At 57.4% G+C, this 26,330-nt stretch carries 20 protein-coding genes and 1 pseudogene; 12 read left to right on the forward strand and 9 right to left on the reverse strand.

Annotation, left to right across the window (positions count from 1 at the left end; genetic code table 11):
• Positions 1 to 87: 87 nt before the first annotated feature.
• Entirely contained in the window at positions 88 to 1,359 is a 1,272-nt protein-coding gene (locus ACR0AL_RS01265; RefSeq protein ID WP_170349031.1) for an MFS transporter, read from the forward strand.
• Positions 1,360 to 1,468: 109 nt separating this feature from the next.
• Entirely contained in the window at positions 1,469 to 2,047 is a 579-nt protein-coding gene (locus ACR0AL_RS01270) for a DUF924 family protein (RefSeq protein ID WP_170358939.1), read from the forward strand.
• Here the strand turns inward: ACR0AL_RS01270 and ACR0AL_RS01275 are convergent.
• Positions 2,044 to 2,478 (reverse strand): hypothetical protein, encoded by a 435-nt coding sequence (locus ACR0AL_RS01275; RefSeq protein WP_170349029.1) that lies wholly within the window; start codon positions 2,476 to 2,478, stop codon positions 2,044 to 2,046. The genes ACR0AL_RS01270 and ACR0AL_RS01275 overlap by 4 nt on opposite strands.
• 216 nt (positions 2,479 to 2,694) lie before the next feature.
• Between ACR0AL_RS01275 and lpdA the strand changes: the two genes are divergently transcribed.
• Positions 2,695 to 4,089, forward strand: coding sequence for a dihydrolipoyl dehydrogenase (lpdA, locus tag ACR0AL_RS01280; RefSeq protein WP_170410206.1), 1,395 nt, complete (start codon positions 2,695 to 2,697; stop codon positions 4,087 to 4,089).
• 144 nt (positions 4,090 to 4,233) lie between these two features.
• Here lpdA and ACR0AL_RS01285 read toward each other — a convergent pair whose 3' ends face one another.
• The gene (locus ACR0AL_RS01285; protein ID WP_170349027.1) at positions 4,234 to 5,619 is read right to left on the reverse strand and encodes a M20/M25/M40 family metallo-hydrolase; all 1,386 of its coding nucleotides are present in this window, start codon (positions 5,617 to 5,619) and stop codon (positions 4,234 to 4,236) included.
• A 320-nt stretch (positions 5,620 to 5,939) separates the two neighbouring features.
• On the opposite strand from ACR0AL_RS01285, the gene hemA reads away from it, so the two are divergent.
• From hemA to ispG, 3 genes are all read left to right on the forward strand, one after another.
• Positions 5,940 to 7,163, forward strand: coding sequence for a 5-aminolevulinate synthase (gene hemA / locus ACR0AL_RS01290; RefSeq protein WP_170410202.1), 1,224 nt, complete (start codon positions 5,940 to 5,942; stop codon positions 7,161 to 7,163).
• A gap of 128 nt (positions 7,164 to 7,291) precedes the next feature.
• A complete protein-coding gene (locus ACR0AL_RS01295; RefSeq protein WP_170349025.1) occupies positions 7,292 to 8,503 on the forward strand; it encodes a helix-turn-helix domain-containing protein in 1,212 nt (403 codons plus the stop codon).
• A gap of 71 nt (positions 8,504 to 8,574) precedes the next feature.
• The gene (ispG, locus tag ACR0AL_RS01300) at positions 8,575 to 9,696 is read left to right on the forward strand and encodes a flavodoxin-dependent (E)-4-hydroxy-3-methylbut-2-enyl-diphosphate synthase (RefSeq protein WP_480661684.1); all 1,122 of its coding nucleotides are present in this window, start codon (positions 8,575 to 8,577) and stop codon (positions 9,694 to 9,696) included.
• A 21-nt stretch (positions 9,697 to 9,717) separates the two neighbouring features.
• On the opposite strand, the pseudogene ACR0AL_RS01305 reads toward ispG, so the two are convergent.
• The 4 genes and pseudogenes from ACR0AL_RS01305 to ACR0AL_RS01320 all read right to left on the reverse strand — a co-directional run bounded on the left by ACR0AL_RS01305 (position 9,718) and on the right by ACR0AL_RS01320 (position 14,198).
• A pseudogene (locus tag ACR0AL_RS01305) lies at positions 9,718 to 10,787 on the reverse strand (agmatine deiminase family protein).
• A 196-nt stretch (positions 10,788 to 10,983) separates the two neighbouring features.
• Complete coding sequence (locus ACR0AL_RS01310) at positions 10,984 to 11,871, reverse strand: FkbM family methyltransferase (protein ID WP_170349022.1); 888 nt, start codon at positions 11,869 to 11,871, stop codon at positions 10,984 to 10,986.
• Between the two features lie 189 nt (positions 11,872 to 12,060).
• Positions 12,061 to 12,819, reverse strand: coding sequence for a DsbA family protein (locus ACR0AL_RS01315; RefSeq protein ID WP_170349021.1), 759 nt, complete (start codon positions 12,817 to 12,819; stop codon positions 12,061 to 12,063).
• A complete protein-coding gene (locus tag ACR0AL_RS01320; protein ID WP_170349020.1) occupies positions 12,816 to 14,198 on the reverse strand; it encodes a M48 family metalloprotease in 1,383 nt (460 codons plus the stop codon). Before ACR0AL_RS01320 ends, ACR0AL_RS01315 begins: the two co-directional genes overlap by 4 nt.
• Between ACR0AL_RS01320 and ACR0AL_RS01325 the strand changes: the two genes are divergently transcribed.
• The 6 genes from ACR0AL_RS01325 (at position 14,197) to ACR0AL_RS01350 (ending at position 22,825) form a co-directional block, all read left to right on the forward strand.
• On the forward strand, positions 14,197 to 15,360 hold the full coding sequence (locus tag ACR0AL_RS01325; protein WP_170410192.1) for a pyridoxal phosphate-dependent aminotransferase: 1,164 nt from the start codon (positions 14,197 to 14,199) through the stop codon (positions 15,358 to 15,360). The two genes, ACR0AL_RS01320 and ACR0AL_RS01325, sit on opposite strands and share 2 nt — an antisense overlap.
• A gap of 66 nt (positions 15,361 to 15,426) precedes the next feature.
• Positions 15,427 to 16,647, forward strand: coding sequence for an N-acetylmuramoyl-L-alanine amidase (locus ACR0AL_RS01330; RefSeq protein ID WP_480661686.1), 1,221 nt, complete (start codon positions 15,427 to 15,429; stop codon positions 16,645 to 16,647).
• A gap of 95 nt (positions 16,648 to 16,742) precedes the next feature.
• The gene (locus ACR0AL_RS01335; protein WP_480661688.1) at positions 16,743 to 19,229 is read left to right on the forward strand and encodes a penicillin-binding protein 1A; all 2,487 of its coding nucleotides are present in this window, start codon (positions 16,743 to 16,745) and stop codon (positions 19,227 to 19,229) included.
• A 90-nt stretch (positions 19,230 to 19,319) separates the two neighbouring features.
• A complete protein-coding gene (gene prfB, locus ACR0AL_RS01340) occupies positions 19,320 to 20,444 on the forward strand; it encodes a peptide chain release factor 2 (RefSeq protein WP_170349016.1) in 1,125 nt (374 codons plus the stop codon).
• 172 nt (positions 20,445 to 20,616) lie between these two features.
• Positions 20,617 to 22,017: an amidase gene (locus ACR0AL_RS01345; protein ID WP_170349015.1), complete on the forward strand. Its 1,401-nt coding sequence runs from the start codon at positions 20,617 to 20,619 to the stop codon at positions 22,015 to 22,017.
• A 25-nt stretch (positions 22,018 to 22,042) separates the two neighbouring features.
• Positions 22,043 to 22,825, forward strand: a complete 783-nt coding sequence (locus ACR0AL_RS01350) for a DUF2189 domain-containing protein (RefSeq protein ID WP_170349014.1) — start codon at positions 22,043 to 22,045, stop codon at positions 22,823 to 22,825.
• 2 nt (positions 22,826 to 22,827) lie between these two features.
• On the opposite strand, the gene ACR0AL_RS01355 is transcribed toward ACR0AL_RS01350, so the two are convergent.
• From ACR0AL_RS01355 to ACR0AL_RS01365, 3 genes are all read right to left on the reverse strand, one after another.
• Positions 22,828 to 23,580 (reverse strand): helix-turn-helix domain-containing protein, encoded by a 753-nt coding sequence (locus tag ACR0AL_RS01355; RefSeq protein WP_226688333.1) that lies wholly within the window; start codon positions 23,578 to 23,580, stop codon positions 22,828 to 22,830.
• 290 nt (positions 23,581 to 23,870) lie between these two features.
• Positions 23,871 to 24,431, reverse strand: coding sequence for an acetolactate synthase small subunit (ilvN, locus tag ACR0AL_RS01360; RefSeq protein ID WP_170349013.1), 561 nt, complete (start codon positions 24,429 to 24,431; stop codon positions 23,871 to 23,873).
• A gap of 59 nt (positions 24,432 to 24,490) precedes the next feature.
• Positions 24,491 to 26,242 carry an acetolactate synthase 3 large subunit gene (locus ACR0AL_RS01365; RefSeq protein WP_480661690.1) on the reverse strand — a complete coding sequence of 584 codons (1,752 nt, stop codon included), beginning with the start codon at positions 26,240 to 26,242 and terminating at the stop codon, positions 24,491 to 24,493.
• Positions 26,243 to 26,330: the final 88 nt, after the last annotated feature.

Raw genomic sequence — 26,330 nt, forward strand, 5'->3', positions numbered from 1 at the left:
CTGCAATGTCGTAGACAAGCGCGATCAGAGCCGTTTTTCATATAAAAACGAATCCAGAGTTCAGGTCGGCATTTTTCGGAGGCCCCAATGATTCAGGTCCTGTCCAGCGCGTGGGCGCTTCTTCTTGGTATGGGCTTGCTAATGGTCGGCAACGGCCTGCAAGGCACGATCCTGGGAGTTCGGGGCGAGATCGAGGGCTTTTCGACCCTTGAGATGTCGTTCGTAATGTCAGCGTATTTTATGGGTTTTCTGGGCGGTTCGCGCCTTGCACCGGAAATGATCCGAAGGGTCGGACACGTTCGGGTGTTTGCTGCACTGGCGTCTTTCATTTCGGCCGTCATGATCCTTTACCCGTTGATGACCAATCCGTTTGTCTGGATTCTGGGTCGCTTCGTAATTGGGTTCTGCTTTTCCGGCGTGTATGTCACCGCCGAAAGCTGGCTGAACAATGCGGCCAGCAATGAAAATCGTGGTCAGGCCTTGTCGCTGTACATGATCTTCCAGATGACTGGCATCATCACTGCCCAAGGGTTGGTCTTGTTGGGGGACCCAGCTGGTTTCGACACTTTTGTTGTCGCATCTATTTTGGTTTCGATTTCTTTTGCTCCCATTCTTTTGTCAATTTCACCAACACCAGCATTCGATACTACCAAACCGATGACACTGCGCGAGCTTTTCAAAAGCTCACCTTTGGGCTGCGTCGGCATGTTCCTGTTGGGTGGTGTGTTCTCGGCTCAGTTCGGTATGGCGTCGGTCTACGGTGCCCGCGCAGGCCTGACTCTGGTTGAAATTTCGACCTTTATTGCTGCGTTCTATATCGGTGCCTTGGTGCTTCAATACCCGTTGGGCTGGATGTCGGATCGCATGGATCGGCGCTTCCTGATCATGTTGGTTGCAGGAGTGGGGACGTGTGCAGCATTGGCGGGCATGTTGTTCGGAGTCACTTTTCCAATCCTGCTGGGCGCGGCCTTCGTGATCGGAGGCATGTCGAACCCGCTGTATTCGCTGTTGATTGCCCACGCGAACGATTTTCTGGATCATGAAGATATGGCCGCAGCCTCGGGTGGTTTGCTGTTCATCAACGGTCTTGGCGCGATTGCCGGCCCGCTGATCACCGGCTGGCTGATGGGGGACAGCGTCTTTGGCCCGCAGGGGTTCTTCCTGTTCATCGCCGCGTTGCTTGCGACGATGGCTGTTTATGCGCTGTACCGAATGACGCAGCGTGCGGCGATCCCGGTGGATGAGACCGGCACCATGTCTCCTGTCTACGCGACAGCCTCGCCAGTTGCGGTCGAAGTGGCGCAAGAGGTTGCCATTGAAGCCGCCGAAGCCGAGGCCGAAACGCAAGATGTTGCCTAAGACACAAGAATATGTCGCGAATGTTGCAATTTTTTACTGTTACAATCCTGAAAAACATCCTTAAATGACCTTACGTCCCTGGGGAGGGCAACACGACGGAGTTAGGGCAATGGTAGGGCCTGAAGAAGTATTGAGTTATTGGTTAGATGAGATTGGTCCCAAAGGTTGGTATCTACAGGACGATGCCTTGGACGCAGACATTCGCGAACGGTTTTTGACCACCTGGGAAGCCGCGAATGAAGGCAAATTCTCTCTTTGGTTGACGTATCCTAGTGGGTCACTGGCCTACATCATTTTGATGGACCAGTTCCCGCGCAACATGTTCCGCGGTAGCGCCAAGGCTTTCGCGTCAGATCGCGCCGCATTGTCGGCCGCGAAATGTGCGGTGGACAAGGGGTGGGATCTCAAGATCGACGAACCAGCGCGGCAGTTCTTTTACCTGCCGATGATGCATTCGGAAAATCTGTGTGATCAGGAACGCTGTGTCCGTTTGATGTGCCAGAACATGAGTGACAGCGATAAAAGCAATCTGCTGCACGCACGAGCACATCGTGAGGTGATACGCAAATTTGGGCGTTTCCCTTATCGGAACGAAGCACTGGACCGTCCGATGACCGAACACGAAGCCGCCTATGTCGACATGGGTGGATATGGTTCGACGGTACGCGAATTGCAGGCGTCCCTCTAGGACTGCGGCACGCAACCTCGAATGGCAATAATTCGGTCGGCGACCACGTCGGCCGATTTCTCTATGGCGGAATTGATCAGCTTGTCCGGAGAGTCGGTCAACTCGGCAATGCTGGCTTGCGCGCCTTGCATTCTTTGTTCCAGATTATCCAGTTTTACCAGCGCCGTGGATATCCGCAGTTTTTCGGCAATATCTGTGACTGAGCCGCTTGATTGCACCTCGGCAAGATCATTGCGTAGCGCCGCAAGTTCCCCCCGAACGCCGAGAATTTCGTCCTTCAAGGGCGCGATAATCTGGACTTTTTCCGAGAAGACCGTGGTGACGCCCTCGACTGTCGATGCCAGTTTCCAACCTAGAAATAAGCAAAGCGCCACGAGGATGAGTGTCGCGTTGAGCAATGCAAGCAGCAGATCTTTAAGTGTTTTGGCCATGGTAAGCCTCTCGAATGATTTGCGTTTATGAAATGGCGGGCGAACCCGACATCTATGTTCTAGCCATTGAAGGATGCCCGGTATAGGCTGAAAACCGCATAAACTGATACCGATGATCCCACGTCGTATTTGTCGCGGGAATGGTGTGTTGATGCGTTTCGGAAATTAGTTTAATGGTAAACTAAATTTTCAACCGTCCTGCGCCGAGAGGGAAACATGGCTGCACAATCTTTTGATCTGATCGTAATCGGCGCTGGTCCGGGCGGCTATGTCGCTGCCATTCGTGCGGCGCAGCTGGGCCTGAAAACGGCCGTGGTTGAACGTGAGCATCTGGGCGGCATCTGCCTGAACTGGGGATGTATCCCTACCAAGGCACTGCTACGTTCGTCCGAAGTGTTTCACCTGATGGAGCGCGCCAAGGATTTCGGCCTCAAGGCGGACAAGGTCGGATACGATCTTGATGCTGTCGTTAAACGCTCGCGCGGTGTGGCGGCGCAGCTTTCAGGCGGCATCGGTCACTTGCTGAAAAAGAACAAAGTCACCGTGGTGATGGGGCAAGCGACGATTCCTTCTAAGGGCAAAGTCTCGGTCAAAACCGAGAAAGGAACCGAAGAGCTGACGGCCAAAAACATCGTACTGGCCACCGGCGCACGAGCGCGTGAATTGCCGGGGCTTGAAGCTGATGGCGATCTGGTCTGGACCTATAAGCACGCGCTGCAACCGCCGCGGATGCCCAAGAAACTTCTGGTCATCGGCTCGGGCGCGATTGGTATCGAATTCGCCAGCTTCTACAACACGTTGGGCGCTGACACGACCGTTGTCGAAGTGATGGACCGCGTGCTGCCGGTGGAAGATGCCGAGATCAGCGGGCTGGCCAAGAAAGCCTTTACCAAGCAAGGCATGACCATCATGGAAAAAGCGATGGTCAAGCAGCTGGATCGGGCCAAGGGCAAGGTCACGGCGCATATCGAAGTGAAGGGTAAGGTCGAAAAGCACGATTTCGATACCGTGATCTCTGCCGTGGGGATCGTCGGGAATGTCGAAGACCTTGGGCTTGAGGCTTTGGGCGTGAAAATCGACCGCACCCATGTTGTAACGGATGAGTTCTGCCGCACCGGAGTTGACGGTCTCTATGCGATTGGTGACATCGCGGGCGCACCGTGGCTGGCGCACAAGGCAAGCCACGAAGGCGTCATGGTCGCCGAACTGATCGCAGGCAAACACGCGCATCCCGTAAAGCCCGAAAGCATCGCCGGCTGCACCTATTGTCAGCCGCAAGTGGCTTCAGTCGGATACTCCGAGGCAAAAGCCAAAGAGTTGGGTTACGACATCAAAGTCGGTCGTTTCCCCTTTATCGGAAATGGCAAGGCCATTGCGCTGGGTGAACCCGAAGGTCTGATCAAAACAGTATTTGACGCCAAAACCGGCGAATTACTGGGGGCCCACATGATCGGTGCCGAGGTGACCGAGCTGATTCAGGGCTATGTGGTTGGTCGTCAGTTGGAAACCACGGAAGAAGACCTGATGAACACGGTCTTCCCGCATCCGACACTCTCAGAGATGATGCATGAAAGCGTTCTGGACGCTTATGGAAAGGTCATCCACATGTAATCTACGGTGGGTGGGGACTTTGCCCCCCGCCGCCCGTTCCGGGCGACTCCCCCGAGATATTTATAGCCAGATGAAGCAAGGGATCCTTAACTTCATCTGGCCGAAAACACCTCGGAGCGCGAGGCAGAGCTTCGCATGGACTCATCAGCGCGTCAGCGCGTCCAGAATGCGAGCCCAGGACCGGATGCCTTTGTGAAAGCTTTTCACGTCGTATTTTTCGTTCGGCGAGTGAATTGCATCGTCATCGTTGGCAAAGCCAACCAGCATCGAATCCAACCCAAGTTCAGTGTTGAAATAACCGACGACGGGGATCGAACCACCCATCCCGGTGAACACGGCTTCGCGCCCCCATTCGTCCGACAGGGCGCCGCGGGCGGCTTCGAACTCGGGGCGGTCCAGATTCATAACCGAAGCGGGGGACCCTTCTAGATCATTGTCCCAGTCGACCTTGGCGTCGGGCGACAGACGCTCTTGCACATGTTTGCGGATTTTGGTGCGCAAAGCGTCAGGGTCCATGTCACCGACCAGACGGCAGGTGATCTTGCAATGTGCCTGCGACGGGATCACGGTTTTCGAGCCTGCACCATTGTAACCGCCCCACAACCCGTTAACCTCAAGCGTAGGGCGCGCCCATTGCTGTTCCAGCGTCGAATACCCTTTTTCGCCATGGGGTTGCGAATAGCCGACCGAGCTTAGGTACTCGACCTCGTCAAACCCACAGTTTTGCCACTGGCGCAGTTGCTCGGCGGGCACTTCGTGAACGCCTTCATAGAACCCCTCGACCGCAACACGGCCGGTTTCGTCGTCATAGAACGAGGCGATGATCTTGGACAATTCCCGCAGGGGGTTCAGGCCGGGGCCGCCGTAATGGCCCGAATGCAGATCGATGCGGGGGCCAGTGATAGTGAATTCATCCTTGAGCATGCCGCGCAGTTGCGAGGAAATTGACGGTACGCCGCGAGATACCATCGAAGTGTCGCACACCAGTGCCAAGTCAGCTTTCAGCTCGGCCGCGTTTTCCCGCAGGAAAGGCACCAGAGACGGCGATCCTGATTCTTCTTCACCCTCGAAGAAAAAGGTGATGCGGCAGGGCAGGGAGCCATTGACGGCCTTCCAGGCCCGGCAAGCTTCGACAAAGGTCATCAACTGGCCTTTGTCATCCGACGACCCGCGACCGCGAATGACGGGGCCGTTGTCGGTGTCTTCAATGGCGGGATCGAACGGGTCGCGTTTCCACAGCTCAAGCGGATCAACGGGTTGCACGTCATAGTGCCCGTAAAACAGCACATGCGGTGCGTTGCTGTCCTCTCCGACATGGCCGACGACCATGGGGTGGCCGGTGGTTTCACGCTTTTCCGCTGCGATGCCAATACTTTGTAGGTCAGCGACCAACCAGTCCGCGGCTTGATCCACTTGCGCGTCATAGGCCGGGTCGGTCGAGATGGATGGGATGCGCAGCAGCTCCATCAGGCGATCGATTGAGGTTTGCAGATCAGTGTCGATGCGGTTCAGAACGGCGTCCAGCGACATGGGGTTCTCCTGCTTTCAAGATTTGGCAGAACCTATCAGCGCAATCGGCGCCGTCCAGTGCGCTTTGGCGGGAATATGATATAATATCGGAAACTCCGAGTGGCGCCTGCGTCGTTTCCTCGCGCCCGATGGCCGTAACTTTACTTGTCGATGCGAGTGCGAGGGGATATTTGATGCAAATCAAATGTGTGATCCCAATGTTGTCTATACGTACGGGGCACAAGGGAACGCATTGGCGTATTATCGGATTCGTCCGGTGAGAGCGTCAGAAATTTTGTCCGGCTGCAAATGCAATGGGTCGGGCATGTAAGGAGATACCGGTGGACTATACTGCTCAGCTCGATACAGCGATTGCCAAGCTGCATGATGAAGGACGTTACCGGACCTTCATCGACATCGAACGTCGCAATGGTCATTTCCCGCATGCGGTGCGGACCCGCCCGGACGGGTCGCAGCAGAATATCACCGTGTGGTGCGGCAATGACTATCTGGGCATGGGCCAGCACCCGGTTGTTCTGAACGCAATGCACGAAGCCGTTGACGCAGCCGGCGCCGGTTCGGGCGGGACCCGCAATATATCGGGGACGACCGTCTACCACAAAAAGCTTGAGGCCGAGTTGGCCGATCTGCATGGCAAAGAGGCCGCGCTGCTTTTCACCAGTGCCTATATCGCCAATGACGCGACGCTCAGCACATTGCCGAAATTGTTCCCCGGCCTGATCATCTATTCGGACGAGTTGAACCATGCCTCGATGATCGAGGGCGTGCGCCGCAATGGTGGGGCCAAGCGTATCTTCCGTCACAACGATGTTGCCCATCTGCGCGAATTGCTTGAGGCCGACGATCCCAAAGCCCCCAAACTGATTGCGTTTGAATCCGTTTATTCGATGGACGGCGATTTTGGTCCGATAGAAGAGATTTGTGATCTGGCCGATGAGTTTGGTGCGCTGACCTATATCGACGAGGTCCACGCAGTTGGCATGTACGGCCCGCGCGGTGGCGGCGTGACTGAGCGCGATGGCCTGGCGCATCGCATCGACATTATCAACGGAACCCTTGCCAAAGCCTTTGGCGTAATGGGCGGTTATATCGCCGCCAGCGAGAAAATGTGCGATGCCGTGCGTTCTTATGCACCGGGCTTCATCTTCACCACCTCGTTGCCGCCTGCAGTGGCCGCAGGGGCAGCGGCCTCGGTCGCTTTCCTAAAAACGGCGAGCGATCTGCGTGAGCAGCATCAGACACAGGCCAAGATCCTTAAGCTGCGGCTCAAGGGGCTGGGCATGCCATTGATCGATCACGGTACACATATCGTGCCGGTGATTGTTGGAAATCCGGTACACACCAAGATCCTCAGCGACCGGCTACTTGATGATCATGGCATCTATGTTCAACCGATCAATTTCCCCACTGTCCCGCGCGGAACCGAGCGTCTGCGCTTTACCCCATCTCCGGTACATGGGCCTGACGAAATGAACCGTTTGGTACAGGCGATGGACGAACTTTGGTCACATTGTGCGCTAAATCGCGCCGAACTTGCCGGTTAACCTCACGCTAAAGTGTGCAACGCGTTTGCCGCGTGTTAAGCTTAGGCTAACAAAAGTATCGGACGAATCGTTAATGGGATGATTCGCCGTTAGCGCGAAACGCGCGCAGGCAGAATGGGGCAGCAGGGATGATTGGGCGCAGATCTCAGCGCGATTCCAAGGACGAAGCCGACGTCAGGCCAAAGGGTTTTGATGATTACGAAGTGCGGCTTGGTGACAGAATGCGCGGCGAACGGGCAACGATGGGCAAGTCCCTGTTGGATGTTCAGCGCGAACTGCGGATCAAAGCCAACTACATAGCTGCCATCGAAGACGCCGATCCTGACGCGTTCGACACACCCGGCTTCATTGCCGGGTATGTGCGTTCTTATGCCCGGTATCTGGGGATGAACCCGGATGAGACTTTTGCCGCCTTCTGTAAGGAAAGCGGGTTCGAGGTTGCGCATGGCATGTCGGCCGAGGCTTCGGTTGTTCGCAAGCCCACGGGCGCGGTTCCCGCGCGCGGTCCGATGGGGCGTGATCCGTTTACCTCGCCCAACACGCCATACATTCCCGGCCGCGAATCCCTTGTCAGCCAGATTGAACCGCGGGCTATCGGCTCGTCACTGGTTCTCGTCGCAGTGATCTGCGGCATTGGCTATGGCGGCTGGTCGGTGCTGAACAAGATTCAGCAGGTACAGGTCAGCCCGGTCGAGCAGGCCCCGGTGGTTCTTTCCGATCTCGATCCGCTGGATGCGGCGCGCGACAGTGCCGAAACTGAGGTTGCCGTTGCGGCCACCCCCAGCGCCGAGGCGTTGGACCGTCTGTATCGCCCACAGGCGCTGGACGTTCCTGTTCTGGTCGCCCGTGATGCTCCGATCTCTACCTTGGACCCGCGCACTGTGGGCACCTTCCTGCCACAGGAATTGCCGAAGGTTGAGGTCGCCGAGGTCCACACTGTCGAACGCCCGGCCTTGCCGCAGGTGGTCGAGCAGATCGACACCACCTTGAAAATTGTCGCCGTGAAACCAGCCTGGATGCGGGTCACCGCAGCTGATGGAAGCGTAATCTTCGAAGGCACCCTTGGCACGGTTGAACAAGGTAATGTGTTCGAAGTTCCGCTGACGGAAGAGCCGCCTCAACTGCGTGCAGGTGCTTCGGGTTCGGTGTTCTTTTCGATGAACGGCGAACATTACGGACCGGCGGGCGCGCCGGGGACCGTCGCCAAAGGCGTTGTTCTGTCCAAGGACGCGGTTGCCGAAACCTATGCGGTTGCCGATCTTGAGGCTGATCAGAACAGCGCGCTGAAACAATTGGTGGCTGAACTTCAGGCACAGGTTTCAGAAGACCCCGCCGAGTGATCTAGCCATTGCGGTGTCCTGGCAGGCGGACTATCTAAAGACGCAACTTAGGTTGTCTTGGACCCGTCCTCATGTCGCTCAATCACGTTCGCCCGTGGCGCAATATCTACCGCCGCAAGTCCCGTCAGATCATGGTTGGGGATGTTGCTGTCGGTGGTGACGCACCCATTGCCGTTCAGACGATGACCAACACGCTGACAACCGATGTTTCGGCGACCGTGGCACAGGTGCAAGCCGCTGCCGAGGCCGGTGCCGATATCGTACGTGTGTCTGTCCCGGATGAGGCGTCATCAAAAGCCCTGAAAGAGATCGTACGCGAAAGCCCGGTGCCGATCGTCGCTGACATTCATTTCCATTATCGCCGTGGGATTGAGGCTGCCGAGGCTGGTGCTGCCTGTTTGCGGATCAATCCGGGCAATATCGGTGACGAAAAGCGCGTGAAAGAGGTCATCAAGGCGGCGCGCGACCACAATTGCTCGATCCGGATTGGCGTGAATGCGGGCAGTCTGGAAAAGCACCTGCTTGAGAAATATGGCGAGCCTTGCCCCGAAGCGATGGTCGAAAGCGGGCTGGAGCATATCCGCATCCTGCAGGACAACGATTTCCACGAATTCAAGATCAGTGTGAAGGCCAGCGACGTATTCCTATCCGCCGCTGCCTACCAGGGTATTGCCGAGGCCACCGACGCCCCCATTCACCTAGGGATCACTGAGGCCGGAGGGCTGGTGTCCGGCACCATCAAATCGGCCATCGGGCTGGGTAACCTTTTGTGGATGGGTATTGGCGACACAATCCGTGTCAGCCTGTCTGCCGACCCGGTCGAAGAGGTGAAGGTGGGTTATGAGATCCTGAAATCTCTGGGCCTTCGCCATCGCGGCGTGAACATCATCTCATGCCCGTCCTGCGCGCGGCAGGGGTTCGACGTGATCAAGACGGTCGAGGCGCTTGAGCAGCGGCTGGAACACATCAAGACCCCGATGAGCCTGTCCATTATCGGCTGCGTGGTCAACGGCCCGGGTGAGGCCTTGATGACCGATGTCGGCTTTACCGGCGGTGGGGCTGGGTCGGGTATGGTCTATCTGGCTGGCAAGGCCAGTCACAAGATGTCCAACGACCAGATGATCGACCACATCGTTGAAGAGGTCGAAAAGAAGGCAGCCGAACTGGACGCTGCGCAGGAAGCGGCAGAATAACTTAACCTCGGGTGGGCAGTTTTAGATCGCAGGCATCTGCTGTGTTGCACAGTGAATCCCGCCGCCAGATTGCCCTAATACGTCCACGTTCAGGGCAACGACCTCGCGCCCAGGATAGTGGCGATTAATTGCATCTTGCGCTAGTAGATCGGTTTCAATATCGCCGAACTCAGGCATGATCACACCATTATTGCACACTAATAGTTCACATAAGACGCGACGAAATCCAGGTCTCTGATGCGCGGTGAATGGGGCTCTGGGATCACCTCGATTTGCAGCCCTTCGGCGGCCAATCGGTCATGTGTATCCAGTGCAGACAGATGAAACGGGTCCCGCATGTCGGGCTCATCGGGCAGGTTCATCAAAACGCGCCCCGGTCCCGTGAAACGAGCCAAAGAGTCGATATGGTAGTCGGTGATATCTTCGCCCCATACCCCCTCGGACCAAATCATGCGATCTGCTCCGTAGGCGGCCAGCAAGCGCGTTTCGACCTGGTCCCGCGATAGGCCGGGATTGCGGTTCTTGTTCACCCACGAGCTTTCATGCGCCATGAGCAGCCCGTGCCCGTCCTGTTCAACCCCTCCAGCCTCGCCTTGTAAACCGCTTGGCAGCAGGGGCAGGTCCAAGTGTTCCGCTACGCGACCAGCGATGCGCGCGTCATGCGTATGGACCTGCTTCTTGCCCCAACCATTGAATTGAATCTGACGGATCGCCAACTGACCGCTTTCATTAACGACGAATACCGGCCCAGAGTCGCGACACCAAAGATCTTCGGTCGGAATGTCCCAGAGTTCGATGGCTGGCGAGAGCTTTCGCTTTGCCGATGCATGCTCAGCCGCAGAAGCCAGCATGACTACGGGCTCAAATGCGGATATGGCGTTGGCTATGTCGGCGATAGCCTGTTGCGTGTCTTCCAGATGGGCTGCATCCCAATACACCCGTCGGCTGTTAGGCCATTGCATAAAGGTGCGCTGATGGCGGGTTTCCTCGGCGGGTACAAAATAGCCCAAGTCCGGTTGCGATGCAGAGTGATTGGACCAACCCATCAATCCCAGCGCGCCTCCGGTCAGGATCAAATGCCTTCTGTTCATGGCAATCTTATATCGGTTCCCGGACGTTAAAGCACGTCATCGTTTCATGGTCCGAAAGTATTTAGGGTTTTGGACCTTCCGATTGACGCAGTGTAGGCTGGCCAGTGCGAAGGCTTGCAGGGTCGAACCCTTAGGGTCAAAGGCATTGGCATTTCGCACCATCCCTGACCCAGTTTCCCCCGCATAGCGGATGACCTTACTTGATGGATGAGTGCTTGGCGTGCAGATCAAACCATCCAACAACAACGGCAAACAGGTTGTCAGGGGAAAGGCCCGCGGCAATATTCAGCCCTTCTTGAACCTTTACAGCATCTTCATAAGATATCCATTTTCCAGGTATGTCTTCACCAAACACACCCGATGCACTGGTTATAAACTTGTGATCGGGAACCGGTCCGTGCGGCGATGAAGGTGAAATCGTTTGGTGCTCTACATATTTCTGGTTGGAAAACTTGAACCTGTCATACCCGTTCTCGTGCAAAGTCTCGAGCATATCCAGGCTTCCGTTTTCAACCGACACATATTTCGGCAGATTGGGCAGGTTCATAATTTGCGAAAGCGCAACGCTGTCAAGGCCTTCTATGTCGATCTTAACGTAAAGGATTTGCTTGGAAACCGGCCCCAATTCCTCGGAAAGATCAACCGCCGGAACAACGATCTTTTCGGCCCCGTCCTTCCGGCTTCCGATCCGCTCATTGACCGAGCTCCAGGCCGAATTGAATTTGTTTACGTAGAAAGTGACCTCATCCGATGTGCCGTCGGTTACAGCAAAATTTCTGATATCGACGCCGTCCACGCCCAGGTCTTCGAAATGCTTGGTTACCGCAGCGCACAAATCTGGGATGGCCTCTACGGCGATGACGTTGAACCCTCTTTTACGGTAATAGACCGTGTCTTTGCCGTCATTCATGCCGATGTCGACGATAATGCTTTCGCGGGCTTCGGGATACAAAGATTGAACTGAAGTTCCGTCTTCCTTAGGCAATGGCTTGGCAATCGGTTTTTTCTTGCCACGCAGAACACGACCTGCTTCGCGTACGCTTCGCGCCGCGCGGGACAGTCCAGATTTCTTGTTATCGCTCATGCGTGCCTCTGACTTTGGATAAATTACTTTAGCGTGTTCAATGCCCGAGACCAAAATCTCGTTCAACACAAAAATTTGGATTTCAAACCTTGATAGGTTTGCGTGGCAATAGGTTGCTGAACAAGTCCGACCTATTGCCCGGATACTTACACCAAAAGCGAGAGGGGGGCGGGTGAACCGCCCCTTTACTCAGCCTTGTTCAGCGCGCACGCCTTTGGCGATTTGCAGCATTTGATCCGCAGGAAGGAAGCCGCGCAGCATTTCGGTGCCCAAAACAAACGACGGCGTTCCCGAAATCTGCATCCGTTGTGCCAGGGCGCGGGTGCGGGTGATCTCATCGGTCACCTGATCGCTGTCCATCGCCTCGACGATTGCATCGCTGTCCAGACCCAAACCATCGGAAATGCGACGCAGAGAAACCTCGGTCGGTTCGCCGCCAAATTCCAGCAGCGCGTCATGAACTTGTTTATATGCGTCGTCGCCGGCCACATGTTTGGTCGCCACCGCAAAGCGCGAAGACAGGACCGAAGCTTCGCCCAGGATTGGGAATTCCTTGATCACCAAACGGATATTGCCGTCCTCAGCCAGCAGGCCGGCCACTTCAGGCACCGCACGGCGGCAATAGCCGCAGCGGTAGTCCATGAATTCGACCAGAGTAATGTCGCCTTCTGGATTGCCACCCACCCAGCTATAGCCGTCATTGAACAGTTCTTCGGCATTGGCGGCCACTAGTTCTTGGTCAGCGGCGGCCTCGGCAACCGCGTTGCGTTGTTCAAGGATGTTGATCGCCTCGATGATCACTTCGGGGTTCTCCAGCAGATATTCGCGCACCTGGGCGCCGAATTCTTCCTTTTCCGAGGCGCTAAGCGCGTTCAAATCCAACGCTTGCGCAGGGCCAGTGATCAAGGAAAGCCCCAGTAGGGCAGGTGCTGCATGTCTGAGGATCATTTCCGTTTCCTTTTTGCTTTCTTAGCGCGTTCCGAGGCAATCAGCACATCCTGCGCCCTTTGCCAACCCGGAGAGCCTTCGGGCAGTTGCCCTAAGGCCCGTTTTGCGTGAATACCCGCGTCGGCCAACCGGCCGCGCAAGGCATATCGTTCAGCGGTCACGACCGAAGCCATGCCATTATTGCCGACCTTCGCATAAGCGACCCCGAGGTCCTGCATCAGTCGGGCATTTCGGTAATCTCTTTGACGTGCCTTTACAAGCATTTGCAAGGCGTTCTTTGTCTGACCTTGCGCCAGCAATGCACGCCCGTACCCAGCCAGGATCAACGCGTCATTCGGGGCCATTTCAACAGCTTTGCCATAGGCTTTCACGGCGTCCTGCATTTGCCGGTTTTCCAGTAAAATCTGGCCCTTAAGCTCATAGTAAAACGGATCATTTGGGCGAATGGCCAGGGCGCCATCTATGGCGGCGCGGGCGTTGGCCAGATCATGGTTCTGATGATAGGCCGATGCCTCACGCATCAGGCGGATGTCTTGCGCGTCTTCCTCTTTTGCGCGTCGCATGGTCCATGTTGGGGATCGGAGGAAAGCCGACAGCTTACCCTTGACCCGTGCGAACCAATAGTCGGCATTTGGGTCCGATTTGGACCAGTCGCCAGATTGCGCTAGAAACCTTTCGGCCACGCGCAGGCGCTCGCGGCTGGTGGGGTGCGACCGCATATAGGGGTCTTGATTGACCGCGTTTAGTAACTCTTGACCTGCGAATTTTCGATGCAGTTCAACCATCCCGATGGGCGAGATACCGGCCCATCGGAGGTAACTGGCGGCGCTTTGGTCGGCCGAGGATTCTTCGGCGCGGGTATGTCCCAGAAAACTGCGCAGGGCAGCACTTTGGGTTCCTGCGGCAATGCCTACTGCGGCCTCACCACCTCCGGCGGCAGCGGCAATTAGGGCCAGCGCAGTCCCTAACCCCGCCTTGCGTTGCGCCGCGCGCAGGTTTTGCGTCCGCCGGGCCAGATGGCCATTGGCGATATGCGCGGCCTCGTGCGCGATCACGGCCTGCAGCATTTCAGGGCTTTCGACGGTCAGGATCAGCCCGTAATTCAGGTAAATCGCGCTGTAATCGATGACAAAGGCGTTGAACGTGCGGTCATTGACGACAAATATCTTGACCCGATTGGTGTTCAGCCCGGCCGCACGCAGGATCGGAAAGGCCAGTTCGCGCAGCCCATGTTCGATATCGGGGTCTCGGATCAGGCCCTGAGCGTTTGCCGGAACAAGGCTTGCCATCCATGTCACTGCCACCAGCAACAGGGTCGGGATTGACGCCACCCTGGATAAGCGTTCAAAAGCCATGGCTGAAACATGGGAGATTGGCATGAGAAACTCAACCCGGTCCGGGGTCGATCCCTTTATCGTGATGGACGTGATGGAGGCCGCGCGCCGCGCCGAAGAGGCCGGGCGCCACATAATCCATATGGAGGTCGGCCAGCCCGGCACCGGTGCGCCTAAGGGGGCTGTTAAGGCTCTGGGGAAGGCCATGGAGCAAGCCCCGTTAGGTTATACGGTCGCGTTGGGATTGCCTGAGCTGCGGCAACGGATCGCACGTCTGTATGGCGATTGGTATAATGTTGATCTGAACCCCGAACGCGTTGTGATTACTCCGGGATCTTCTGGCGGATTCCTGCTGGCCTTCACCGCGCTGTTCGACAGCGGTGACCGCGTTGGCATCGGCGCGCCGGGCTATCCGTCTTACCGGCAAATTCTGAAAGCACTGGGTTTGGTGCCGGTTGACCTGCCCACTGCGCCGGAAAACCGCCTGCAACCGGTGCCTGCAGATTTCGCCGGGCTTGATCTGCAGGGGCTGATGGTCGCGTCACCTGCCAATCCGACCGGTACCATGCTGGATCATGCGTCAATGGGCGCGCTGATCGAGGCTGCGCACGGGCAGGGGGCCTCGTTCATCAGCGATGAGATTTACCATGGTCTGGAATATGAGGCCAAAGCCGTCACTGCGCTGGAGTTGACGGACGAGTGCTATGTGATCAACTCATTCTCGAAATATTTCTCGATGACCGGCTGGCGTGTTGGCTGGATGGTCGTGCCCGAGGATCAAGTGCGCGTCGTCGAGCGTATCGCCCAGAACATGTTCATCTGTGCGCCCCATGCCAGCCAGTTGGCAGCACTAGCCGCGATGGATTGCGACGCGGAATTGCAAGCCAATCTGGATGTTTATCGCCGCAATCGCACTTTGATGTTGGACGGTTTGCCCAAGGCCGGGTTCACCAATATCGCGCCGCCTGACGGGGCGTTCTACGTTTACGCCGATGTCTCGGACCTGACCGAAGACAGCCGTGCCTTCGCGGCCGAGATACTGGGCAAGGCCGGGGTGGCCGTGACTCCGGGGCTGGATTTCGACCCAGTGCGCGGGCACCGCACGCTGCGGTTTTCCTATGCGCGATCAACGGCAGATATCGAGGAAGGTCTGATGCGGCTTCAGCGTTTCATGGTTGAACGCGGTTCGATCACAACTCCGGCGTAACCCGTTCACAAATTAGCTTCGGTCCGCTAGTCTGACCGTCAAACGATCTCGGGAAAACTTGAGGCCATGAGCAGGATTTTCTTCGCCATCGCGCTGATCTGGGCGCTGAGCAGCGCTGCGCTCGCGCATGATTTCAGCGCGCTTGCGCGGGTTTTGCCCGACGATAGCCGCATAACTCAAGATGGCCGCGCCGGAGTTCGCGTTGAACTTGGCCTCAGTCAGGGCGTTCCATACCGTGTCTTCACACTGCGCGATCCGTACCGTGTCGTGCTGGATTTTCAGGAGGTCGACTGGACCGGCCTGGACGCCGACACTTTCCTGCAAACCGACCGGATCAGTGGCGTGCAATTCGGCGCCTATGTTCCCGGCTGGTCGCGCATGGTGTTGGAGCTGGGCGCACCACTGGCCGTTGATACCTCTGACTTGAGGGTGGATCAGGTCAATGGAACAGCGCACCTGTCGCTTGGTCTGAGCGGCACCGATTTCGACAGTTTCGCCGCCAGCGCCGGGGCGCCGCGCCAGCCAGGATGGGACCTGCCGGAACCGTCGGTGACGCCTGCCAAACCCGGTCCAAACGGAACACGCCCTTTGCTGGTGATGCTGGACCCAGGCCACGGCGGTATTGATCCGGGGGCCGAGGTCGCGGGAACAAACGAGAAGACCCTGATGCTGACCTTCGCGCGCGAGTTGCGGGAAACACTGCTGCGGGCCGGGGGATATCAGGTGGTAATGACCCGTGTGGACGACCATTTTGTCAGCCTCGAACGGCGCATAGCTCTGGCGCATCGGGCGGGTGCGGACGTGTTTATCTCGCTTCATGCCGATAGTCTCTCCGAGGGTCGCGCGCATGGTGCGGCGGTCTATACGCTGTCCGACGATGCCTCGGACGTTGCCAGCCACAAATTGGCCGAACGTCACGATAGGGGCGATCTGATCTCGGGCGTGGACCTCAGCGGTGCCGACGACCAGGTGGCCGACATCCTGCTGGATATCGCGCGGCAAGAGACCAAACCACGCACCGACGCGTTGGCGCGGGCCGTGGCCGACGGGATGACGCAGCAGGGCGGGCCAATGAACAACAGACCGATCCGCACGGCATCTTTTTCTGTGCTAAAGGCGGCGGATATCCCGTCGATTTTGGTCGAGCTTGGGTTTCTGTCCAGCCCCAGAGATCTAAAAAACGTCACGAATCCAGGATGGCGCAAACGGATGGCGCGCGGAATCCTGGCCGGGCTAGAGCAATGGCGGCAGGACGATCTGGTTAAACGCGCCCTGATTGGGCAGTGACCCTGCGGCGCAAAACGGCTAAAATTGGCCATCGTGTTTTGACCCTGCGCCGGGGCACCACTATATAGGCGGCAGCGCGAGTAAAAGGCAGTAACGTGATCCGTTTCATTCTTTCGTTTTTCGGGGCAATCTTCAGCCTCGTCACCCTGGGTATCTTCATGGCTGCGCTGGTGATCGGCGCGGTGTTCTGGATGTATGGGCGCGACCTGCCCAGCCATGAATCGCTGGCGCAATACAAGCCGCCGACGATCAGCCGGATTTATTCGGGCGAAGGTCAACTGATCGACGAATTCGCGCAGGAACGCCGCTTGTTTACCCCGTCCGAAGAAATTCCCGACCTGGTGAAGCAGGCGTTCATCTCGGCCGAGGACAAGAACTTTTACACGCATCAAGGCTATGACCCGCGCGGCATCATCGCTGCCGGTGTCGAGGCTGTGAAATCCAAGGGTGAAAACGTGCGTGGTGCGTCCACGATCACGCAGCAGGTGATGAAGAACTTCCTGCTGTCCGGCGACCGCCGGGCCGAGCGCAAGATCAAGGAGATCATCCTCGCCACCCGGCTTGAGGATACGCTGGACAAGGAACAGATTCTCGAACTCTATATGAACGAGATCTTTCTGGGCCAGAACTCCTATGGTGTGACGGCTGCGGCGCAGACCTATTTCAACAAGACGTTGCAGGAACTGGCCCCGCATGAGGCGGCCACACTGGCCGCAATGCCCAAAGCGCCGTCCGATTACCATCCAGTTCGCCAGAAAGAACGCCTGCTGGCGCGCCGTGATTACGTGCTGCGCGAAATGCACCAGAATGGCTATATCGATAAGGCGACCTATGAGACCGAGGTCAATCAACCGCTGCGCTCGGTCCAAAACGGTGACTTCGAAAGCTTCCGCACTGCGCTGCCACCGCGTGACTATTTCACCGACGAAATCCGCCGCCAGTTGAGCGAGGATTTCGGCGAGGGTGAGTTCTTTACTGGCGGCTTTACCGTCCGCGCCTCGGTGGACGAAGAGATGCAGGTTGAAGCGGCCAAGGCCCTGCGTACCGCGCTGCAGAAATACGACCGCTCACGCGGTAAATGGCGCGGCACGAAAGAAGTGATCGCCGAAGATAAACTGACCGATGAAGCCCAGTGGCGCGAGGCGCTGGCGATCTTGGAAATCCCGCGCGACGTGGTGCTGCCAACGCAATGGCATCCGGCGGTGGTTTTGAACGTGGCCGATCAATCCCTAACGGTCGGTATCGAGAACGGCCCAGCCGACGGCGTTGTGCCGCGTTCCGATATCAAATGGATGCAGGGCGATTTCGCCGCCAATTTCAAACGTGGTGACGTCATCCTGGTCATGGCCGGCGAAGAAGGTCAGTGGTCGGCGCGTCAAATTCCCGAAGTACAGGGCGGATTTGTCGCGATGGACGTGAATTCGGGCCGGGTTCTGGCGATGCAGGGCGGGTTCTCGTATCAGGATACGGTGTTCAACCGTGCTACGCAGGCGCAGCGCCAGCCGGGATCCAGCTTTAAGCCTTTTGTTTACGCGGCGGCACTGGACAGTGGTTATAGCCCAGCAACAATCGTGGTGGATGCCCCGATCGAGGTGAACACGCCGCAGGGTTTGTGGCGGCCCAAGAACTCGACAAACAAGTTCTATGGTCCGACGCCACTGCGCACCGGGATCGAACAGTCGCGGAACCTGATGACGATCCGTCTGGCGCAAGAGGTTACGATGCCGGTTGTCGCGGGCTATGCTGAACGGTTCGGCGTTTACGACCGGATGGGTGCATTCCTTGCCAACTCGCTGGGGTCCGAGGAAACCACGCTGTACAAGATGGTCGCGGCCTATGCGATGTTCGCCAATGGTGGCGAACGGGTCGAGCCCACTCTGGTCGACCGAATTCAGGACCGGTTCGGCAAGACGATTTACCGACATGACGACCGCCAGTGTGTGGACTGTAACTCTAGCTGGCTTGAGCCGGACGAGTCGCCCACGATCGTGACCGATCGCTGGCAGGTTATGGATGCGATCACCGCGTATCAGCTGACGTCGATGATGAAGGGCGTGGTGGATCGGGGAACTGCGTCGAGCGTCGTTAATCTGCCCGTGCCCACAGCGGGTAAAACCGGTACGACCAACGAATCCAAAGATGCGTGGTTCATCGGCTTTACGTCCAATATCGTGGCCGGTTGCTATATCGGGTATGACCGCCCGCGCCCGATGGGACGGGGGGCCTATGGCGGCACAATGTGTGGCCCTGTTTTCCAAAGCTTTATGGAAAAAGCTGTCGAGAAATATGGCGGCGGTCCGTTTGAAGTGCCCGAGGGTGGCCACTTTATCAAAATCGACCGTTTCAGTGGCGCGCGCCTGCCAGCGGATGCGACCGGGGATTATGTCGTTGCCGAGTATTTCCGCGATGGCGTCGACGGCTTTATTGACCGCGTGTATGACGGCGGCTTTGCGGTTGGTTCGGACCTGCCGCTGTTCGAAGAGGTCAACACCGGCCGTCAGGTGACCACATCAACCGGGAATACCGTCACTGTTGGCCCCAATGCCAGCCAGGGTGATCTCTCGACCGGTGGGCTTTACTGATAACCGATATGTTTCGGGGCTCCGCTGTCTTGTGGTGCCCCGAACCTCTTGCTATCACGCAGGCCTGATTGAGCAAGTTGGGACAAGACCATGCGCGCCGAAACCCAGAATACCGTGGCGGAAATTGAAAAGTCGCTGGAGCTGCTGGCGCAGCGTATGGACTATGAAACTGCGCCCCACCGCCTTGAGGAATTTAATGCGCGCGTCGAGGACCCCAACCTTTGGGACAACCCCGAGAACGCGCAGAAACTGATGCGCGAACGTCAGATGTTGGTTGATGCCATCGAAACCTATGAAACCATCAAAACCGATCTAAGCGACAATATCGAATTGATCGAACTGGGCGAGATGGAGGAGGACGAAGAGGTTGTCACCGACGCTGAAAACGCCATCAAAAGCCTGAAAGCCAAAGCCGCCAAGAAAGAGCTGGAGGCGCTGCTAGATGGCGAGGCTGATGGCAATGACACCTTCCTTGAAATCAACTCGGGCGCTGGTGGCACGGAAAGCTGCGACTGGGCCTCGATGCTGGCGCGGATGTATGTGCGTTGGGCCGAGAAAAAGGGCTATACCGTCGAGCTGCAATCCGAGACCTCGGGTGAAGAGGCGGGGATTAAATCCGCCGCCTACAAGATTTCCGGTCATAACGCCTATGGCTGGTTGAAGTCTGAAAGTGGTGTGCACCGGTTGGTGCGGATTTCACCTTATGACTCGGCGGCTAAGCGGCATACGTCGTTCAGCTCGGTCTGGGTTTATCCGGTGGTTGATGACAATATTGAGATCGAGGTGAACCCCTCGGACATCCGTATCGACACATACCGGTCCTCGGGCGCGGGCGGTCAGCACGTGAACACCACCGACTCGGCAGTTCGGATCACGCACATTCCGACCGGGATCGTTGTGACCAGTTCCGAGAAGTCGCAGCACCAAAACCGCGATATTGCGATGAAAGCGCTGAAGTCGCGCCTGTATCAGCAAGAGCTGGATCGCCGCAACGCGGATATCAACGCTGCGCACGAGGCCAAGGGCGACGCGGGCTGGGGAAACCAAATCCGGTCCTATGTCCTGCAGCCTTATCAGATGGTGAAGGATCTGCGCACCAACCATGAGACATCAGACACCAAGGGTGTGTTGGATGGTGATCTGGATGGGTTCATGGCAGCCACACTGGCGTTGAACGTGGCGGGCAAAAGCCGGTCCGAGGCGCAGGGCGACTAAGGCGGGCAGGGGCTTTGCCCGGTCTCCGCAAGCAATGCCTCCCCCGATAAATTTTTAGCCAGATGCAACGGATCCCGGCTTTCTGTGGGAACGGAAAAGATTCATTTAAACAGTGGGTTTAAATGGGGGGATGCCCCGGCTAGGTTGACCTTGCAAAAGGGACGAACCTGGGATGAATCTGAGCCAAGCAACTGCAAGTGACCTGTTGAACGCGCTGACGGACCGGCAGATGTCGGCGCAAAAGGTGATGCAGCAAACGCTGGAGCGGATTGGCGGGGTCAACGAGGCCGCGAACGCCATTGTGGCTTTGCGCGAGCGGGATGATTTGATGACCGAGGCCCGCGCTTTGGATTCTGGTCCAATCCGTGGCCCCCTGCATGGATTGCCGATTGCGGTCAAAGATCTGGTGAACGTGGCGGGGATCGTAACGTCGCAGGGATCTCCGATTTTTAGGGATCACGTTGCGCAAAGGGATGATCTGATTGCCGCGCGGATGCGGGCGGCCGGGGCGATCCTGATCGGCAAGACCAATGTTCCCGAATTCGGGCTGGGGTCCCATACTTTCAATCCGGTCCATGGCGCGACGACGAACCCTTATAATCCGGCCCGGACCTGCGGCGGGTCATCCGGCGGCGCGGCGGTGGCGCTGGCGACCGGGATGGTGGCGCTTGCGGATGGGTCAGACGCGATGGGCAGCCTACGCAACCCGGCGGCCTGGAACAATGTTTACGGGTTTCGGCCAAGCTGGGGGCGGGTGCCGTCGGAACCGGTAGGTGATGGCTTTCTGCATCAGCTGTCCACGCTTGGCCCGATGGCGCGCAGCCCAGAGGATCTGGGCCTGTTGCTGGACGTGATCTCAGGGCCGGATGTGCGGCAGCCGTTTGGTGGGGCCACCCCCATAGTGTCGCCGGTGCAGGCGGCAGACATGCGCGGCGTGCGGATTGGGTGGCTGGATGACTGGGGAGGGGCTTATCCATTTGAGGATGGCGTACACGCGCAATGTGAAAGTGCTTTGAATGTGTTCACTCAGCTGGGGGCCGAGGTCATCCCCGTTGCGCCGCCATTTGAGGCCGAGCGCCTTTGGGAGAGTTGGATAACCTTGCGATCCTGGAGCGTGGCCGCAAGCCTTGCGCCGCTTGCAGATCAACGTGACGTGTTGAAAGACACGGCGCAATGGGAGTTGGACCGAGGGCAGACTCTGACGGCGATGCAAGTGCATGAAGCCAGCGTCATCCGGTCCGAATGGTTTCGATGCGTGGCAGAGTTGATGCGTGGTTATGATGCCATGGTGTTGCCGTCTGCGCAGGTTTGGCCCTTTGAGATTGAGACGCCATACCCAACGGAAATTGCGGGGCGAAGGATGGATACCTATCATCGGTGGATGGAGGTCATGGTGCCAGTCAGCCTGATCGGCTTGCCCTGCCTGTCAGCACCGGCGGGTTTTGGAGCCAACGGATTACCGATGGGAATTCAGGTGTTTGGTCCACGCGGCTCCGACGCCCGCATCCTGTCGATTGGCGCAACCTATCACGCCGCCACCATGTGGCCGCAAAAACGACCGGCCCAACCATAGGGTCGGCAAGGGAGGAGGACAGAACATGGACAAGCCATTTGGTGTTCCGGAAATGGGGCCGGTGAATTTGGGGATGTTGCGCGAAGCCCTGCGCCGGGCCTGGACAGACTTTCGTCGGGCTCCGGTTTTTGGGCTTCTGTTTGCGGGGTTTTACGTGCTGGCCGGTTGGTTCATGGCCTGGATCACCTTGCAGACGGGCACGTCGTACTGGTTGGTTCTGGCTGCTATCGGGTTTCCTTTGCTGGGGCCCTTTGCGGCGGTAGGGATGTATGAAGTCTCGCACCGGCTGGAGCAGGGTGAGACCTTGGAATTCAAGTCTATTTTCGGAGTGGTGGTGCAGCAGGGGCGCCGTCAGTTGCCCTCGATATGCGCGATTATTGTGGTGATGTTTTTATTCTGGTTCTTTCTGGGCCATATGATCTTTGCCCTGTTCATGGGGTTGTCGACGATGACAAACGTGTCGACCTCGTTAGAGGTGTATTTGACCGCCAACGGGTTGACGATGTTGGCTGTGGGAAGCGTTGTGGGCGCTGTGTTTGCGACGGTGCTTTATATGATCACCGTACTTTCCATCCCCATGCTGTTGGACCGAGAGCTGGATTTCGTGACCGCTATGATCGCCAGTTTCAGCTATGTCCGTGATCATTTCAGCGTCATGTTGTTGTGGGGAATCTTTATCGCCATCCTGACTTTTCTAGCCATGATTCCGTGGTTTTTGGGCTTGTTTTTTGTGCTGCCGTTGTTGGGGCATGCTAGCTGGCATTTATATCGGCTGATCACTCAAGCGTCGGGCGAAAACGCTGCGTGACGTCAGCTTGCCGCTTGCTGAAGCGAGCGTTCTGCACGGCGGGCGGTTCGCGCCGCTGCCAGAACGGCCGAAGGGTCTTCGCCCAGATGACGCAGTAGAATGCGCCGGGTGGTTGTCTCGCTGGCGGTCGTTCTGGACAAGCAGATTGCCACGCCGCGCCACCGGTCCGAATGCTCATCGGTCCCGCGCGTCACCAGATAAATACGGCTGTTTTGCGAGGCTCGGCTGGACATCAGGATATAAATCTGCCGGCCAGCACAGGCGGCGATGCCTTGCACTTCACGTTCTGTCGGAGCGGCGCTCGGCATGCCAGGGCGCGGCTCATAACCACGCACCAGCGTGCATTGCGGCAACCGGCGTGCGTGAATCAACCGATGACGCGAGGGCTTAGGATCATCCAGTTCGGTCTCCGTCGCATAGTAGAACCCCGCCGGAAACAGGTTCTCGGTCAGTGTTGTGGGGCCCGAGCCCAGAAAATCTGTAAGGGCAGACGCTGCGGGATGTGTCGGAGAGCGGTCGATCTCGTCCAGCGGGCGCAGCAGAATACGGGCGTCCACTTCGAAAAACCGGCAAATCCGGTCAAGTACGTCAGGTCTTGGAAAACTCTCGCCACCAAGGTATCGGTTGAATTGCGTCCGGTTGACGCCCAATTGTCGGCAAAGTTCTGATACTGATGTATATTGCTGCGCAAGTTGTCTGAGATTGGCGCCGAACATCCTGCGCAATTCGTCCGGGTTGCGGATGTCTTTGGTCATAGGTGTCCCAGGTTCTCGCGACTTGTTTTATAGTACGCAACATGTTCGACCTGACGGTCGACATAACGCACATATCGTACAGATGACACGAACGGGCGCATCCCAACGCCACGTCACCCCCAGAGGCTAACGTCCAATCTTACAAACGCAATAGGCTTTATCTTGTTTTGTGTGATCTTTTTGGGCGCTTTGGCGCCAATAAACGTTATTCGGCCAGTTTTAGCTTACAAGGCAGCATGACAGGCCAGAGTTTCCCCACCCATACGCGAGCCGACAGGGTGGGGTAAATGTTACTCGCCACGCAGCAGGGCCGCAACGCCAGTGCGGGCCACTTCGACCAGACCCAGAGGGCGCATCAGATCGGCAAAGGCGTCGATCTTGTCCGGGGCTCCGGTGATTTCAAAAATGAAAGAGTTCAGCGTGCTGTCGACCACGTTGGCGCGGAAGATATCGGCCAGACGCAGCGCCTCGACCCTTTTGTCGCCTGCGCCAACCACTTTGATGATCGCCAGCTCCCGCTCGACCGCGTCGCCTTCGACGGTCAAATCATGCACGTCGTGAACGGTGACGATACGACCCAGCTGCGCCTTGATCTGCTCGATAACCTGCGGCGTACCGGTGGTCACGATGGTGATACGGCTCAGATGCCCGGTGTGGTCAACCTCGGCTACGGTAAGGCTTTCGATGTTGTAACCACGGCCCGAGAACAACCCGATTACACGGGCTAGGACACCGGGTTCGTTTTCGACCAGAACCGCAATCGTGTGGCGTTCTTGCACGTCCGAAAAGGTCGGGCGTAGGTTATAGGCCGAATGGCGGGTAGAGCCTTTTTTGATATGTAGGGCAGACATTTACGTCCCTTTCATCATTCTTGTGGTGTTGGGCGCTCCGCCGCGCCCAACAAATTTCGTCAAACCAGAACCGAGCCTTTGGAATCGATCACGCCCTGTGTTTCGGCCTCGCCCAGCAACATCTCGTTATGTGCCTTTCCTGACGGTATCATGGGGAAGCAATTCTCGTGCTTTTCCACCAGACAGTCAAAAATCACCGGACCGTCATAGTTGATCATCTCCATGATCGCGTCATCCAGATCGGCGGGGTCAGAGCAAAGGATGCCCTTGGCGCCGAACGCCTCGGCCAGCTTGACGAAATCGGGCAGCGCTTCGGACCACGAATGCGAATACCGCTCGCCATGCAGAAGTTCCTGCCACTGACGTACCATGCCAAGGCGTTCATTGTTCAGGATGAACTGCTTCACCGGCAGGCGGTACTGAACAGCCGTGCCCATTTCCTGCATGTTCATCAGCCACGACGCCTCACCGGCCACGTTGATCACCAGCGCGTCCGGATGCGCCATCTGCACCCCAACAGAGGCCGGGAAACCATAGCCCATCGTGCCCAAACCACCCGAGGTCATCCAGCGGTTGGGGTCTTCGAAGCCAAGATACTGCGCCGCCCACATCTGATGCTGACCGACCTCGGTTGTGATGTAGCGGTCGTGCTTTTTGGTCAGCTCTTCAAGGCGTTGCAGCGCATATTGCGGTTTGATGGTCTTTTCGCTGTTGGTGAACGCCAGGCAATTCACCTTGCGCCAGTCGCTTATCTGGGCCTGCCACTTCTTGACGGCGGCCGCATCGGTTTTGCGGCCGCGCGATTTCCAGACCTTGAGGATATCCTCAAGCACATGTGCCACATCACCGACAATCGGGATGTCCACGCGGATCACCTTGTTGATCGATGACGGATCAATGTCGATATGCGCCTTTTTCGAGTTCGGCGAGAATGCATCAATCCGCCCGGTGATCCGGTCGTCGAACCGTGCGCCGACATTGATCATCAGGTCGCAGTCATGCATCGCCAGGTTGGCCTCGTACAGGCCGTGCATCCCCAGCATGCCCAGCCAGTTTTCACCCGACGCCGGATAAGCGCCCAGACCCATCAGGGTCGAGGTGACCGGAAAGCCCGTCGCATCAACCAATTCGCGCAGCAATTGGCTGGCAGCAGGGCCCGAGTTGATGACGCCGCCGCCAGTGTAAAAGACCGGCTTCTTTGCGGTCTCGATTACCGCAACCAGTTCGGTGATCTCTTCCAGATCGCCTTTCAGAACCGGTTGGTAGTGCGATGTTGACGGTTTTGGCGCGGTATATTCACCCGAGGCAAACTGAACGTCTTTGGGAATATCGACCAGCACCGGCCCGGGGCGGCCCGAGATGGCGACGTGAAATGCCTCATGCATCGTCTCAGACAGCGAATCCGTGTCCTTCACCAGCCAGTTATGCTTGGTGCAAGGGCGGGTGATACCGACTGTGTCGGCCTCTTGAAAGGCGTCCGAGCCGATCATGAAGGTCGGAACCTGCCCAGTCAGAACCACAATCGGGATCGAATCCAGCAGCGCATCGGTCAGGCCGGTCACCGCGTTAGTGGCGCCGGGGCCAGAAGTCACCAGTGCAACGCCGGGTTTGCCGGTTGACCGGGCATAGCCTTCGGCGGCGTGAACCGCGCCCTGTTCGTGGCGCACCAGAACGTGCCGAATGTCGTTTTGCAGAAAGATCTCATCATAGATCGGTAGCACGGCGCCACCGGGGTATCCGAATACCGTGTCCACGCCCTGATCCTTGAGGGCCTGAACTACCATTTTTGCGCCGGTCATCTCACGTGTCATCTGCTTTGCTCCGTTCGCGACATGTGTCTTGCGTTTAGCATAAAAAAAGCCCCCGAGATTTTTCGGAGGCGCATGGGTTCGATTATGG

This window comes from Ruegeria sp. BB1, assembly GCF_056539465.1.